This is a genomic window from Rikenella microfusus DSM 15922 (assembly GCF_000427365.1).
In the GTDB taxonomy this organism is placed as follows: Bacteria; Bacteroidota; Bacteroidia; order Bacteroidales; family Rikenellaceae; genus Rikenella; species Rikenella microfusus.
Window position 1 is genome coordinate 311,876 of sequence record NZ_KE386488.1, and the last position, 12,893, is coordinate 324,768.

7 protein-coding genes are annotated in these 12,893 nt (G+C 59.6%); 2 read left to right on the top strand and 5 right to left on the bottom strand.

Annotated features, from left to right (window positions below; genetic code table 11):
- Positions 1–490 precede the first annotated feature (490 nt).
- The 5 genes from RIKMI_RS0102205 to RIKMI_RS0102230 form a co-directional block, all read right to left on the bottom strand.
- The gene (locus RIKMI_RS0102205) at positions 491–1,489 is read right to left on the bottom strand and encodes a vWA domain-containing protein (protein WP_027290288.1); all 999 of its coding nucleotides are present in this window, start codon (positions 1,487–1,489) and stop codon (positions 491–493) included.
- A gap of 1,047 nt (positions 1,490–2,536) precedes the next feature.
- Positions 2,537–3,328 carry a tetratricopeptide repeat protein gene (locus RIKMI_RS0102215; protein WP_037291360.1) on the bottom strand — a complete coding sequence of 264 codons (792 nt, stop codon included), beginning with the start codon at positions 3,326–3,328 and terminating at the stop codon, positions 2,537–2,539.
- Positions 3,325–4,410, bottom strand: a complete 1,086-nt coding sequence (locus RIKMI_RS12730; protein WP_051214253.1) for a hypothetical protein — start codon at positions 4,408–4,410, stop codon at positions 3,325–3,327. Before RIKMI_RS12730 ends, RIKMI_RS0102215 begins: the two co-directional genes overlap by 4 nt.
- A 912-nt stretch (positions 4,411–5,322) precedes the next feature.
- Positions 5,323–6,213 carry a DUF58 domain-containing protein gene (locus tag RIKMI_RS0102225; RefSeq protein WP_027290291.1) on the bottom strand — a complete coding sequence of 297 codons (891 nt, stop codon included), beginning with the start codon at positions 6,211–6,213 and terminating at the stop codon, positions 5,323–5,325.
- A gap of 466 nt (positions 6,214–6,679) precedes the next feature.
- Positions 6,680–7,678 carry an AAA family ATPase gene (locus RIKMI_RS0102230; RefSeq protein WP_027290292.1) on the bottom strand — a complete coding sequence of 333 codons (999 nt, stop codon included), beginning with the start codon at positions 7,676–7,678 and terminating at the stop codon, positions 6,680–6,682.
- A 523-nt stretch (positions 7,679–8,201) separates the two neighbouring features.
- Here RIKMI_RS0102230 and RIKMI_RS0102235 point away from each other — a divergent pair.
- Together RIKMI_RS0102235 and RIKMI_RS0102240 are read left to right on the top strand one after the other, a co-directional pair.
- A complete protein-coding gene (locus RIKMI_RS0102235) occupies positions 8,202–10,622 on the top strand; it encodes a TonB-dependent receptor (RefSeq protein WP_027290293.1) in 2,421 nt (806 codons plus the stop codon).
- 499 nt (positions 10,623–11,121) lie between these two features.
- Positions 11,122–12,630 (top strand): transglutaminase-like domain-containing protein, encoded by a 1,509-nt coding sequence (locus tag RIKMI_RS0102240; protein ID WP_027290294.1) that lies wholly within the window; start codon positions 11,122–11,124, stop codon positions 12,628–12,630.
- The last annotated feature ends 263 nt before the right edge of the window (positions 12,631–12,893 follow it).

Sequence of the window (12,893 nt, forward strand, 5' to 3'; positions counted from 1 at the left end):
CGGAACGGAAAATCGCACATTCCCGGGTCAGCAGTCTCTACCCGTACTTCGATACCAATGTAAGAAGCCGGGAGTACTTTTTAATCGTATGGTTTATTTCAATGTTCTTCCTTTGTCAGGCCGGAGCCACCCCGGGCGGCAGCCTGCAACGGCGCGGTGCTTGTTTCGGCTCCGCTGGTTCCGGTCGTCGATTGTTCGCGACGACCGTGAAACAGAGTTTGGGCAATCGCAGGCAGGCGTTTCGTATCCCTGCGGCCTGAACAGGCGAACGGGCGGAACTACCGGGCCGGCCCGGGCAAAAGCGTCGGCGCCTTTCTTTTTCGGAAATACCCCCCCTTCAGGCTTGTACTTGACAGAGTTCCCGGCCTTCGATATCTCGGTGCGCGTCCCCCTGCCGCCTTACGGGCTTGCCCGCAACCGAGACAACCGTCCGGAAACCGGAACAAGTCGAATGGGGATACTTCCGTTCTTTTTTAATGAACGGTTACCGTTACGGTATCTGCCGTAGGAACAGGTACCGGCACAGAATCTCGACCAAAAGCAACCCTACGGCCAGCAGCAACCACAGGTGGTACACTTCCGAATATTTCACGAAATTCTCGACCTCGACCTTGGCCTTTTCCAATTGGTTGATTTCAGCGTATATCTCTGCCAGTTTCGTATTGTCCGTGGCCCGGAAATAGCGACCGCCGGTCTTGTCCGCGATCTCGCGCAGCATTTTCTCGTCGATCTCTACCTTGGACTGCACGAACGACACGCCGCCCCAGGCGTTCAGGGCCGGCATCGGGGCGACTCCCTCGGTACCCACGCCGATGGTATAGACCCGTATGCCGTAATCGGCAGCTATGTCGGCGGCCGTCAGGGGGTCGATCTGTCCGCTGTTGTTCACCCCGTCGGTCAGCAGGATGACGACTTTGCTGGGCGAGTCGCTCTCTTTCAGTCGGTTTACGGCGGTGGCCAACCCGTTGCCGATGGCCGTGCCGTCGTCGATCATGCCGCTCTCGATTTGGTTCATCAGGTTCACCAGCGATACGTGGTCGGTGGTGATGGGCGATTGGGTGAAGGCTTCGCCGGCGAAAACGACCAGGCCGATCCGGTCGGTGGGACGCCCGATGATGAACTTCGACCCGATATCTTTGGCGGCGGTGAGCCGGTCGGGGGTGAAATCGCGGGCGAGCATCGACCCGGAAATGTCCAATGCCATCACGATGTCGATCCCTTCGGCATTGACGTTTTGCCGGTCTTCGGAAGACTGGGGCCGCGCCATGGCGAAAATCACCAGAGCCACGACCAGGCTTCGGAGCACGAAGGGAGCATGCCTCAGCCAGTAGCGGTAGGTGCGGCGCAGGCGCTGCACGCCGCCGACGGTGGAAACCCGGATGGCTGCCCGTCCCTGTACGGTGCGGTAAACGTAATACGCGACCATCGGCGCCAGTACGACCAGCAGCCACAATACGCGGGGATTCTCGAATCTTACTATATCGAACATCTAAGCTCTGTTAGGTAATTCATCTTTTTTCCGGCGGTTTTGCACCGGACATGCGGGGCAGCGGGGGCGCGAGGGCTTGCTCCGCATCCGCCGAGTCGCCCGGCGGTATGTTTTCGGAGCGGTTCCGTTCCACGGAGCGTTATATTTCCGAGCGTATACCGCCGGCTCGGGCCTGCACGACGAATCTTTCTATCGACTTACAGTCCGTTGTCTGTCGGCCTTTGGCAAGGCGGGCTGTAGTCCGGAAATGAGTCGCAGGATCAAATGTACTGTTTTTCGCCGACGGGCATTTATTTTTCTTGGCCCGTTCGTGTCGCGGGACACTTGCTTTGCTATACGCCTCATGCCGCGGGGCACCTTCTTTTTTGGGCGAGCAAAAAAGAAGGCAAAAAACTCGCCGGGAATGCGATTCCCCGTTCCCGACTCCCGTCGGAACGGAAAATCGCACATTCCCGGGTTTGCAGCCTCTATCCGTACTTCGGTATAAAGTAAAACGTCGGAAGTGCTTTTTAATCCTACGATCAAATATTCTGTGTGCCAAGGGCCGCAGCCTGCGGGGCACGCAACGATCGCGTGAGCGATTGGTTTTGCGGGCCTCCGCTGCGGGAGGCTGCGGCCCGCGCGACCTAAAGGTCGCAACTGTCCCGGCCATGTAACCGTACGATTTTAGGTAAGGTTCTCCCTTAGTCAGGCCGGAGCCACCCCGGGCGGCGGCCTGCAACTGCGCTGCGCTTGTTTCGGCTCCGCTGGCTCCGGCCATAAAATTTAACCGTACGATTTTTATTGATGTGATTCTTTCGAATCGCCGGCTTTCGCGGTGTCTCCGGGCGCTCCGACCAGGAGCTTGCTCCGATGGGGTGGGCGCAAAGCCGATACTACGGTATTAAACCGTAGAGATAAAACAAGTTTCCGCGTTAGCGGGCGGGCCGGACGCCTCTCCCTCGGGAGGCCCGGTGCTGCTCGGCACAGGGGGCCGGGCTGTAATTACCCGAGACCTCCCGGGCGTCCGACCCGAATGAAAAATAATCGTACGTTAGTCGTCCGCCGCTACCACTGTTTTCCTCCGCGGGCGCCCACCGCCTGGGCCTTCTCGGCATCGACCTTTTTCTTGGTCTTGTCCTCGCTGGCCTGGATCGCACGCAACAACCGCTCGGATTCGTCGCGCGAAGCTGACGGCTGTTGCTGCGGAGACTGTCCGCCGTCCGGTTTGTCCTCGTTCCGGTCGCCGTTCCTGTCATTATTCTTGTCGTTATTCTTGTCCGGATCGTTGTTGTTCCGGTTCTTGTCGTTATTCTTGTTCCGATCCTGATTCTTGTCCCGGTTCCGGTCGTCGTTCCCGCCGCCACCGCCGTTCTGATTCCGATCCTGATTTTGGTCCTGATTCTGATTCTGGTCGTTCTTCTTGTCCTCGTCCTGTTTCAGCTTCTTGGCATAGGCGAGGTTGAACTTGGCCTCCTTATCGTCAGGAGTCAGCCTCAGGGCGTTCTTGTAAGCCTCGATCGCTTCGTCCAGTTTCCACTGTTTGACATACGTGTTCCCCATATTGTAATAGGTCGATGCCTGGCGTTCCGTATCGGTGCCGTCCTGGGCCAGCTTCTGGTATGTGGCGGCAGCATCGTCGTACCGCCCCTGTTTGTACAGGGCGCCGGCCAGGTTGAAATTGGCTTCGTAAGAGCTGATGTTCTTCTCGATAGCCCGTTTGTAACCTACTTCGGCCTCCGGGTATTTACCTTCGTAATAGGCGCGGTTGCCCGCCCGGATGTCGGCCCGCTCTTTCTGCGCCCACAGCGCGGCAGGCGCGAATATCAGGACGCCTGCGATCCATAGTCTTCTGGTCATCGTTTGCCCTCCTCTTCTGGTTCGCTTCCGGAGACGGGTTCCGGGTCGTCGCCGGGTATTTCGGTGGCCTCGGTCGCCGTCGCGCCGGGAGCGGCGGACGCCTGCCCCGGTTCGGGCAGTTCTTTGGTCTCCTCGACGTAGAAATAGGCGTCGAAATAGGCCTGTTCGTTATCTTCGGGCGCGGGCGCCATCTTCGCGAATTTCACTAAGTCGGCCAACGAGAACAGTTCGCGCAGCTTTTCGCGCAGCCGCTCGTCGTTCACTTCGCGGACCGCCTCCAGAATCTGGTCGGAGGTCATCTCCATGGCTCCGATGCCGTAACGCCGTTCGATATAGATACGCACGATGTCGGCCAGCTGCGAGTAGTATTCTTTATGTTTGCCGTTCTGCCACAGTTTGCGGCTGTGGAGTTTCTCCAGAGCGCGGATGGCCGCTACGTGGGGCGGCACGACCCGTTTGGGACCGGTACGGCCTTTCCTGCGGCGGACATACTTAATCACCAGATAGATAATCACGGCCAGCAGGACGGCAGCGGCCGCGCCCCAATAGACGTACTCTTTGATTTCGTCGAAAATAAGGGGGGTATTCAGGGGCCGTTTGATGTCGAATATCTGTTGTTTGGCGGTGTCGATCTCGAAGGTGCCGACGGTCAGGCGCATGGTTTCGGGGGCGAATACGGTATCTCCTTCCCCGGCTTTGGCGTCGCTGAGGGAGGGGGACCACACGACGGGAAATCCGCCCAGGGTATGGGTGCCTTCATCGAAAGAGGTGAGACGGTAGGTTACGCGTATCCGGAGCCGCCGTCCGTCCTGCCGGAGGGTGTCGATGCGGTCGATGCCGAGCATCTCGATCTGGGGGGTGATCCGGTTTTTCTCGAACTGGGGCAGCTGGATTTCCTGGGCGACGTCTTTGTCGATGTCGAGGTACAGGCTGAACTGATCGCCGATCATGACGGTGTCGGGCGTGAAACGGGTGTGTACTTCCGGTGCCCGGCCCTGACCGAGGGCGGCCTGGCTCAGCGAAAGGCCGAAGCTGACCATGCCGGCCAGCATCAAAAGGTAGAATATCTTGTATCGTTTCATTCGTTCGCTGAGATGCTTGAATGTGTGGTCATTATGTCCTTATTACAGTATTCGTTTTGCCGGCCCGCGTGGTTCCCGGCGGCTGGAAGCCGTCCGGCGTCGAGCCGAAACGGGGTTTGTGTAAAGTCATATATAGTCGCCTTACTACTTTTTATCCATTTACAACCCCGCGGCAGGCGTAGCCCGATGCAGGAAATCCTGCGGTTTATTTCAATGTTCTCCCTTTGTCAGGCCGGAGCCACCCCGGGCGGCCTGCAACTACGCGGTGCTTGTTTCGGCCCCGCTGGCTCCGGCCATAAAATTAACCGTACAGTTAAAGTATAAGTTTCCGCGTTAGCGGGCGGGCCGGACGCCTCCCCCTCGGGAGGCTCGGTGCCTCTGGGCACTCCAACCGGGCTGTAATTACCCGAAACCTCCCGGGCGTCCGACCGTAGAAATAATCGTACAGTTATTTATCCGCGTAGCGGGCAGCCCGGAGCCACCCCCGGCGCAGGGCTGCAACACTCGCGAAGCTCGGTCTTGCCCTCGCTGGCTCCGGGCTTTAACCTGCAAATTAAAAGTACGGTTAAATGGCAGGGACATTCTTTGCGACCTTTAGGTCGCGCGGGCCGCAGCCTCACCCCGCGGAGGCCCGCAAAATCAATCGCTCGCGCGATTGTTGCGTTCCCCGCAGGCTGCGGACCCATTACAAAGAAACGTACGGTTTAAATACTTTACTCACTCGGCTTTACGCCCGCCCCATCGGAGCAAACTCCCGGTCGGAGTGCCCGGAGGCACCGCGAAAGCCGGCGATTCTTTCGAATCGCATAACCTAAAAATCGTATCGACCGCCCCGGCCCGGCTCCGGCCTGCCTTTCGGGATATCCGGCATCGCGGAAATTCCGGGCGGTCGCTGCTCCGACCACCGCCGTATCATCGCATCTTGAAAAGCCGCAGCAGGGCGGCCACATAGTCTTCGCCGGTAGCCACGGATACGGTGTCCACGCGGCATTTGGTCAGGGTACGGGCGATGGCGGCGGAGGCGAGTTCCCAGTAGGCGGCATAGCTGTCGCGGGTCCTGCGCGAGGCGGTATCGACCCACACTTTCCGGCCGGTTTCGGCGTCCTGCATCTCGACGATGCCGACGTCGGGGAGGGCGGTTTCGCGCACGTCGTAGATGCGCAGTCCCACTAAGTCGTGGCGCGAGGAGGCGATCTTCAGCCCCTCTTCGAAGCGGGTGCCGTCGGCGCCGGGGACGAGGTCCATGAAGTCGGTGAGCAGAAATGCGGTGCAGCGTTTCTTCATCACGTTGGTAAAAAAACGCAGGGCGCCGTTCAGGTCGGTGCCGCGGCCTTCAGGCTGGAAATCGACCAGATCGCTGATAATGCGCAGGACGTGCTGCCGCCCTTTCTTGGGAGGAATGTATTTCTCGATGCGGTCGGAAAAGAAAATACATCCGATCTTGTCGTTGTTCTGGGCGGCGGAAAAGGCGAGCACGGCGGCGATCTCGGTGATGAGGTTCTTCTTGAGCTGGCCCTGCGTCCCGAACATGCGGGAGGCGCTGACGTCCACCAGGAGCATCATGGTCAGTTCGCGCTCTTCTTCGTAAACTTTGATATAGGGTTTGCGGTTGCGGGCGGTGACGTTCCAGTCGATGTCGCGGATGTCGTCGCCGATGCGGTAGTCGCGCACTTCGCTGAAGGCCATGCCGCGCCCTTTGAAGGCCGAATGGTATTTACCGGCGAAGATGTCGTTCGAAAGACCGCGGGTCTTGATCTCGATCTTGCGGACTTTCCGGAGTATGTCTTCTTCGTTCTCTTTCATGGGCTTTGCCTGGTTCGCATCAGGGACCGGGGTTCATCTCCCCCGGGGATTTTTTGCCGAAGCGTCGGCTTTTGGGGTCATGCGATTCTTATGAATCGCAATGTTAAAATGTATGGTTAAATGGCCGGGACAAGCTTTGCGACCTTCGGGTCGCACGGGCCGCAGCCTCCCGCCGCGGAGGCCCGCAAAATCAATCGCTCACGCGTTTGTTGCGTGCCCCGCAGGCTGCGACCCTGTGCAAAGAAACGTACGGTTAATTTTATGGCCGGAGCCAGCGGAGCCGAAACCAGCGTAGCGCAGTTGCAGGCCTACGCCCGGGGTGGCTCCGGCCTGTCCGCTAACGCGGAAATTTAGTCTTAACCGTACGCTTTTTGCGGCACCCTTTCGTCATGCCCGGCCGCTCGCGGCGGAAGCCGGCCGCGCCCGTCCCGGATTTCTCCCGATACGGCTTCGGCCGGTAGTATTCCTACGGCACCTCAACGGTATTCAGTATCTCGGTGATAATGTCCTCGGAGGTAATGTTCTCGGCTTCGGCTTCGTAAGTCAGTCCGATGCGGTGGCGCATCACATCGGGACATACGGCCCGGACGTCTTCCGGGATCACGTATCCGCGGCGTTTGATGAAAGCGTAGGCTTTGGCGGCTTTGGCCAGCGCGATCGACGCGCGGGGCGAACAGCCGTAGCCGATCATCGTCGCCAGGCGGTCGAGGCCGTAGGAGGCCGGTTCGCGGGTGGCGAAAATGATATCGACGATGTAGCGTTCGATCTTTTCGTCCATATACACCTCGCCGACCACCTCCCGCGCCCGGAGAATGGCTTCGGGCGTCACCACTTTCGAGGCTTTGGGGAACTTGGCGCCGAGCATGTTCTGACGGATAATCTGCCGTTCTTCGTCTTTTTTGGGGTAGCCGATCCTGACTTTAAGCATGAAACGGTCCACCTGCGCTTCGGGCAGGGGATAGGTACCTTCCTGCTCCAGGGGGTTCTGGGTCGCCATCACGAGGAAAGGACGCGGCAGGGGGTAAGTGGTTTCGCCGATAGTCACCTGATGCTCCTGCATGGCTTCGAGCAGGGCGGACTGTACTTTGGCGGGCGAACGGTTGATTTCGTCGGCGAGGACGAAGTTGGCGAAGACCGGCCCCAGTTTGACGGTGAACTCTTCGTTCTTCTGGCTGTAAATCAGCGTGCCGGTCAGGTCGGCGGGCAGCAGGTCGGGGGTGAACTGGATCCGGCTGAACTTGGCGTCCACGGCATCGGCCAGCGTATTGATGGCGAGGGTCTTGGCCAGCCCCGGCACGCCTTCGAGCAGGATATGACCGTCGCTCAGCAATCCGATCAGCAGACTTTCGACAAGGTGTTTCTGACCGACGATGACTTTTCCCATTTCGAGGGTCAGCAGATCGACGAAAGCGCTCTGCTGTTCGATCCGTGCATTGAGCTCCTGGATGTTTACGACTTCGCTCATATTTCTCTCTGGTTGTTGGTTGCCTGGTTGTTTTTCCTGTCCTGTTCGACGTGTTTAAAGTAGCCCCGACTACTTTAAACGACCGGCGGGGGAATTTATTTTGCGGTTATGTACGATTTACCCGAAAAGTCGGGCGGTCGTTCCTCTTTTCGCCCGACCGTCTCTGTCGCAGGCGGCGGTTTCCGGGGAGAGGCGCAGGCCGGAATCCGTCGGGATCGGATATCGGTTCATGCGGGTGCGAGCGTATATATTGGATGCCTTTTACGCTGGCATCGCTAAACAAAGTTAGCGGATTTTTCGAATCGGCGCGGGATTTTTTGCATCGGAAACGAGCCGTCCGCAAAAAAACGTGCGGGAACGGACGGCCTCCGAGCAAGCATGGGGTGGGATCGTGCGCGTTCGCCGGGGTTTTCGATACGCGGGCAGGGGGGGCCGTCCGGGCGGCGGCGCAGGGCCGTTCGGGGAGATCATTACCCGACTTTGGGTAAAATCGCATATATTTACCGAACAGGATATATAATCTATGCGAAATTATCTGTTTGCTTTATTGCTGGTCTTTTTATGCGTCGGATCGAGAGCGCAGGAGGGCGAGGGCCTGCGCGGGACGGTGTACGGTACGGTCACCGACGCCGTCACGCACGAAGGGGTGCCCTTCGCGCAGGTCGTCGTCGAAGGCGGTTCCGTCGGCGCCCTGGCCGATTCCGCCGGCCGTTACCGCATCGAGCGCGTGCCGACCGGTTACCGGAGCCTGAAAGCCGCCAGCGTCGGGTACCGGGAAGTCATCACCCCCTCTTTTCTGGTCACCGCCTCTGCCGCGAGCGAAGTGAATATCGAACTGGAAATGGAAGCGGCCCGGGCCGGCGAAGTGGTCGTGACGGGACGTGCCATGCGGCATACCGAAAACCAGCTGTTGGGCAACCGGGCGCTCAGCCTGCAACAGATCGAAAAAAGCCCCGGCGGGAACCGCGACATCTCCAAAGTGGTGCAGAACCTGCCCGGAGTGGCCGCCACCCCCATCCAGCGCAACGACCTGATCGTGCGCGGCGGCGGCCCCAACGAAAACAAATTCTACCTCGACCGTATCGAAATCCCCATTCTCAACCACTTCACGACACAAGGCGCCAGCGGCGGGAACGTGAGTATCGTAAACAGCGACTTCCTGGCTGCCGCACGGCTCTACACCTCCACCTTTCCCGTGGGGCGGGCATCGGGCCTCAGTTCGGTGCTCGATTTGCGGATGCGGGAGGGAAATTCCGAAAAATTGCGGGTCAAAGCCACTGTCGGCGCCTCCGACCTGGCCCTGACCATCGATTCGCCTGTCGGGAAGAAAGGCAGTATCATCGCCTCCGTGCGGCAGAGTTACCTGCAAGTGCTCTTCGGCCTGCTCGAACTGCCGTTCCTGCCCACCTACAACGACGCGCAGATCAAATACTCGCACCATTTCGACAGCCGCAACCACCTCTACATCGTCGGGCTGGGATCGCTCGACCGCAGCCGGCTCAATTTTTCGATGAAAGACCTGACGCCGGACCGGCAACAGATTCTGGAGTATCTGCCCGAGAACGATCAGTGGAGCTATGTGCTGGGGGCCGTCTATACCCGTTATACGTCCGGCGGTTCGCTGAACATCGTAGCCAGCACGGATCGCCTGAACAACAGCCTCCAGAAGTGGCAGAACAACGACCCCGCTCAGGGTAAAAACATCGATTATCGTTCCAACGAATCGGGGCTTCGGTTCCGGGCCGAATACGACGCCGATCTGGGGCGCGGTTTCGCCCTCAGCGCGGGGGGCGGCCTCCAGCGGGCGGCCTACGATAACCGCACGTTCCGCCGGCTCTCGGTCGACGGGGTAGCGGTCGATGAGCGGTACTCGACCGATATTTCGCTGGTGCGTTATGCGGCCTTCGCGTCGGTGGACAAGTCGCTGGCCGGAGGACGCGTGCACGTGAATGTCGGACTGAGGCTCGACGGCAACAGCTATTCGGCGCAGACGGCCGATCCGCTGGAGCAGTTTTCGCCGCGGCTGGGGGCGAGCTACCGTTTCGCGCCCCGGTGGACGGTATCGGCCAGCGCAGGGCGTTATTACCAGGAGCCGCCATACACCTCGATGGGGTACCGCGACGGGACAGGGAGACTGGTCAATCGGCAGCGGCTGCGTTATATCCGCAGCGACCAGGCGACCGTAGGCGTGGCGTTCGAGCCGACGCGCCGTTCGCGGCTCTCGCTGGAGGGGTTCTACAAACATTACGACCGTTACCCGATGTCGCTGATCGACAGTACGGCGATCGGTTCGAAGGGGGCCGATGTCTTCGCCGTGGGGGCCGAGCCGGCGGTGTCGGACGGACGGGCCCGGGCTTACGGGCTGGAGGCGGAGTACCGTAACGACGACCTGTGGGGTTTCCTGTTCACGGCGGCTTACACCTATTATCATTCGGAGTTCCGTCGGTGGGAGCGGGGGACGCCGGCGCCGCGGGGGGCGTGGACGCCTTCGAACTGGGATTACCGCCACCTGCTGTCGCTGGTGGTGATGCGGAGCCTGCCGCGGGGGTGGGACGTGGGGCTGAGGTGGCGTTATGCGGGCGGAGGCCCGTACACGCCTTACGATGCGGAGCTGTCGTCGGAGATCGACTCGTGGCAGGCGTCGCACCGGCCGGTGGCGGATTATTCGCTGGTGAACAGCGAGCGGTTGCCGGCGTTCCACCAGCTGGACGTGCGGATCGATAAAACGTGGTATTTCCGGCGCTGGACGCTGGGGGTGTACCTCGACATCCAGAACGCGTACAATTATAAGGCGTACGGGCAGCCGGGGCTGATGCCGGAGCGGGACGCGACGGGCCAGTATGTGCCGGACCCGGCGCGGCCGGGCCATTACAAGATGATGACCTATGAGGACGAGTTGGGCGGGACGATCATCCCTACGTTCGGGATCACCGTGGGATTCTGACCGTTTGCCCGGGGGCGGAAACGGGGCGGCAGGCGACGAAAAGCCCGTCCCCGGCCCGGGTTTCGGTTGTCGAACGGCAGACGGCGGGAGACGGGCTTCGGGCGGAAAATCTTTGCGACGGCGATTATGCGGGATTTGGGACAAAAAATAATACTTTTGCCGGTAGAGGTGTATCTGACTTTACCTCAGGGCGGCAATAATCGCCCTAGACAGCCCTGCGCACAGGCGGTAGAGTTGTTTTGGAAACGAAATACATGGAGAATCATGTGTTTAGATCAAATATAACCTGGTTGTATACTTCGATATACCCATTCGTTTCCGCAGCCGTTTTTCGGCTGGTACCGGACCCTCCGGGTCCTTTGCCCGGGTTTGCACCGCCTCATGCCGTCCGGCGCTGAGCCGACCGGGAAGTCTGTATTTTGGTATATTGGGTATATCCGTGTATAGAATCGGGAAAGATAAAGTCGTCTATAGGTGTCGAATTTAAACTCAGGTGGGTATGTTTTTCTTTAAATATTGTGTCGCAACGGCGGCCTGCGCCGTTTTTCTTACGGCGTGCGACGGTCGGCTTCGTTCGGCCCGTCAGGCTGCCGACGCGACCGGAAATCCCGAGATGTACCGGTTGGTCGAACATTACAAAGACGATCCGGAAAAACTGACCGCCGTAGCTTTTCTGCTGGAAAACGTGGCCGGACACGAGGCGCGTACCTTCGAACTGGTCGATTCCGCGGGGAATGCTTCCGGTTTTTCGCTTTACCGGGCCGGCGCGACTTCAGGCAGGTATCAGGACATGCTCGATTCGGCCGGCCTGCGGCTTCGCCGCCGTACCCTTCCGGATGCCGCCGTCCTGACCGCCGATTACCTGATCCGAGACATCGATCTCGCTTTCGACAGTTGGAAAAACAACTCCTGGTCGCGCCTTTATTCCGAAGAGATGTTCCGGGAGTACATTCTGCCGTACCGGGTGGCGGACGAGCGGATCTCCGACTGGCGTTCGTTCCTGGCCGATCGTTACCGACCGATGATCGACACGATGTCGGCGCCGCGGACGGTGGAGAATGTCGCTGCGCTGGTCATTTCCGATATTCAGAAATGGTACCGGTACGATTCGGGGGTATTGACCCTCGAAACGATGCCGACGCCGGAAGAGGCATACGTGTACGGCAAGGGCGAATGTTATTCGATGGCCAACATGTTCGTGCTGGGGCTGCGGGCGGTGGGCATCGCCGCCGCTACGGATGTGATCCCGGTGTGGGGCACTTCGCGCGGCGGACATGCCGAGGCGGCCTATTTCGACGAGTACGGGAATCCGGTTACTTTGACGACCGGGAGCAATCTGGGGGCGAAACCGGTGAGAGTCTACCGGGTGCGTTACTCCCGGCAGCATGCCGACCGGGAAGCGGCCGCACGGGGCGTCTCCCCGTTTTGGGAAGATGTGACCGCGTTATATACGAATACGTCCGATATCCGGATTCCGGTGGATACGACCGCTTTCGGGCCGGAAGAGCGTTCCAGCCTCGGACTGGCGGTTTACGGCAGCCGTTCCTGGCGGGCAGGGGTCATGGCCGACAGCGTCTCTCTCTGGCCGGACGGGGAGTCGGGGCGTCCGGTGGCCCATTTCAGCCGTATCGGTCGCAGCATCCTCTATATGCCGGCAGTCGTGCGCGGCGGATACACCTATCCGGTGGGCGAGCCGTTCACGCTGGACTACAAAGGCAATATCGCTTACATACGTCCCGATACGTCGCATCGGATCACGCTGCACCTGACTACGTTGCTTACGGATACGGTCGTTTTCCGGCCGGACGATTACCGGCTGTTGTACTGGGCGGACGGCGACTGGAAGGAGCATCCGGGGAGGGTCGAGACCAATCCGAAGAACCGGGCGGCCTATCTGATACGGGACGTGCCGGGCCGGACTTTCTACCGGCTGCACGACCGGACGACGGGACGCGACTATCGCAACCGTCCTTTCACCACCGACGGTTGGTGGATACAGCGGTATTGACGCAGCCCGGCGGCGGGAGGAGGTGGCGTCGGTGTGCGGCCGGGCAGGGGAACTCGGGATCGTCAGTGTTCGGGGAGAGAGTGTCTCTGTCAAGGCACCCTCTCCTTTTTTTGTGTCGGCGGGAATGAAAATCCCCCGGTAGGTCCGGGGGATCGATAGGAATACATGGATAAATAATACGCGGATAGTCATATGGTATAGGTTATAATAAAGCGGATATCCGTGCGACTTTATAATACCGTAAGGAAATGGCAGTTCCGGAA

Excerpts from the sequence above, each read along its gene's own strand:
- RIKMI_RS0102225 (WP_027290291.1), bottom strand. The coding sequence starts at position 6,213 with ATGAAAGAGAACGAAGAAGACATACTCCGGAAAGTCCGCAAGATCGAG.
- RIKMI_RS0102230 (WP_027290292.1), bottom strand. The coding sequence starts at position 7,678 with ATGAGCGAAGTCGTAAACATCCAGGAGCTCAATGCACGGATCGAACAG.
- RIKMI_RS0102205 (WP_027290288.1), bottom strand. The coding sequence starts at position 1,489 with ATGTTCGATATAGTAAGATTCGAGAATCCCCGCGTATTGTGGCTGCTG.
- RIKMI_RS0102240 (WP_027290294.1), top strand. The coding sequence starts at position 11,122 with ATGTTTTTCTTTAAATATTGTGTCGCAACGGCGGCCTGCGCCGTTTTT.
- RIKMI_RS0102215 (WP_037291360.1), bottom strand. The coding sequence starts at position 3,328 with ATGACCAGAAGACTATGGATCGCAGGCGTCCTGATATTCGCGCCTGCC.
- RIKMI_RS0102235 (WP_027290293.1), top strand. The coding sequence starts at position 8,202 with ATGCGAAATTATCTGTTTGCTTTATTGCTGGTCTTTTTATGCGTCGGA.
- RIKMI_RS12730 (WP_051214253.1), bottom strand. The coding sequence starts at position 4,410 with ATGAAACGATACAAGATATTCTACCTTTTGATGCTGGCCGGCATGGTC.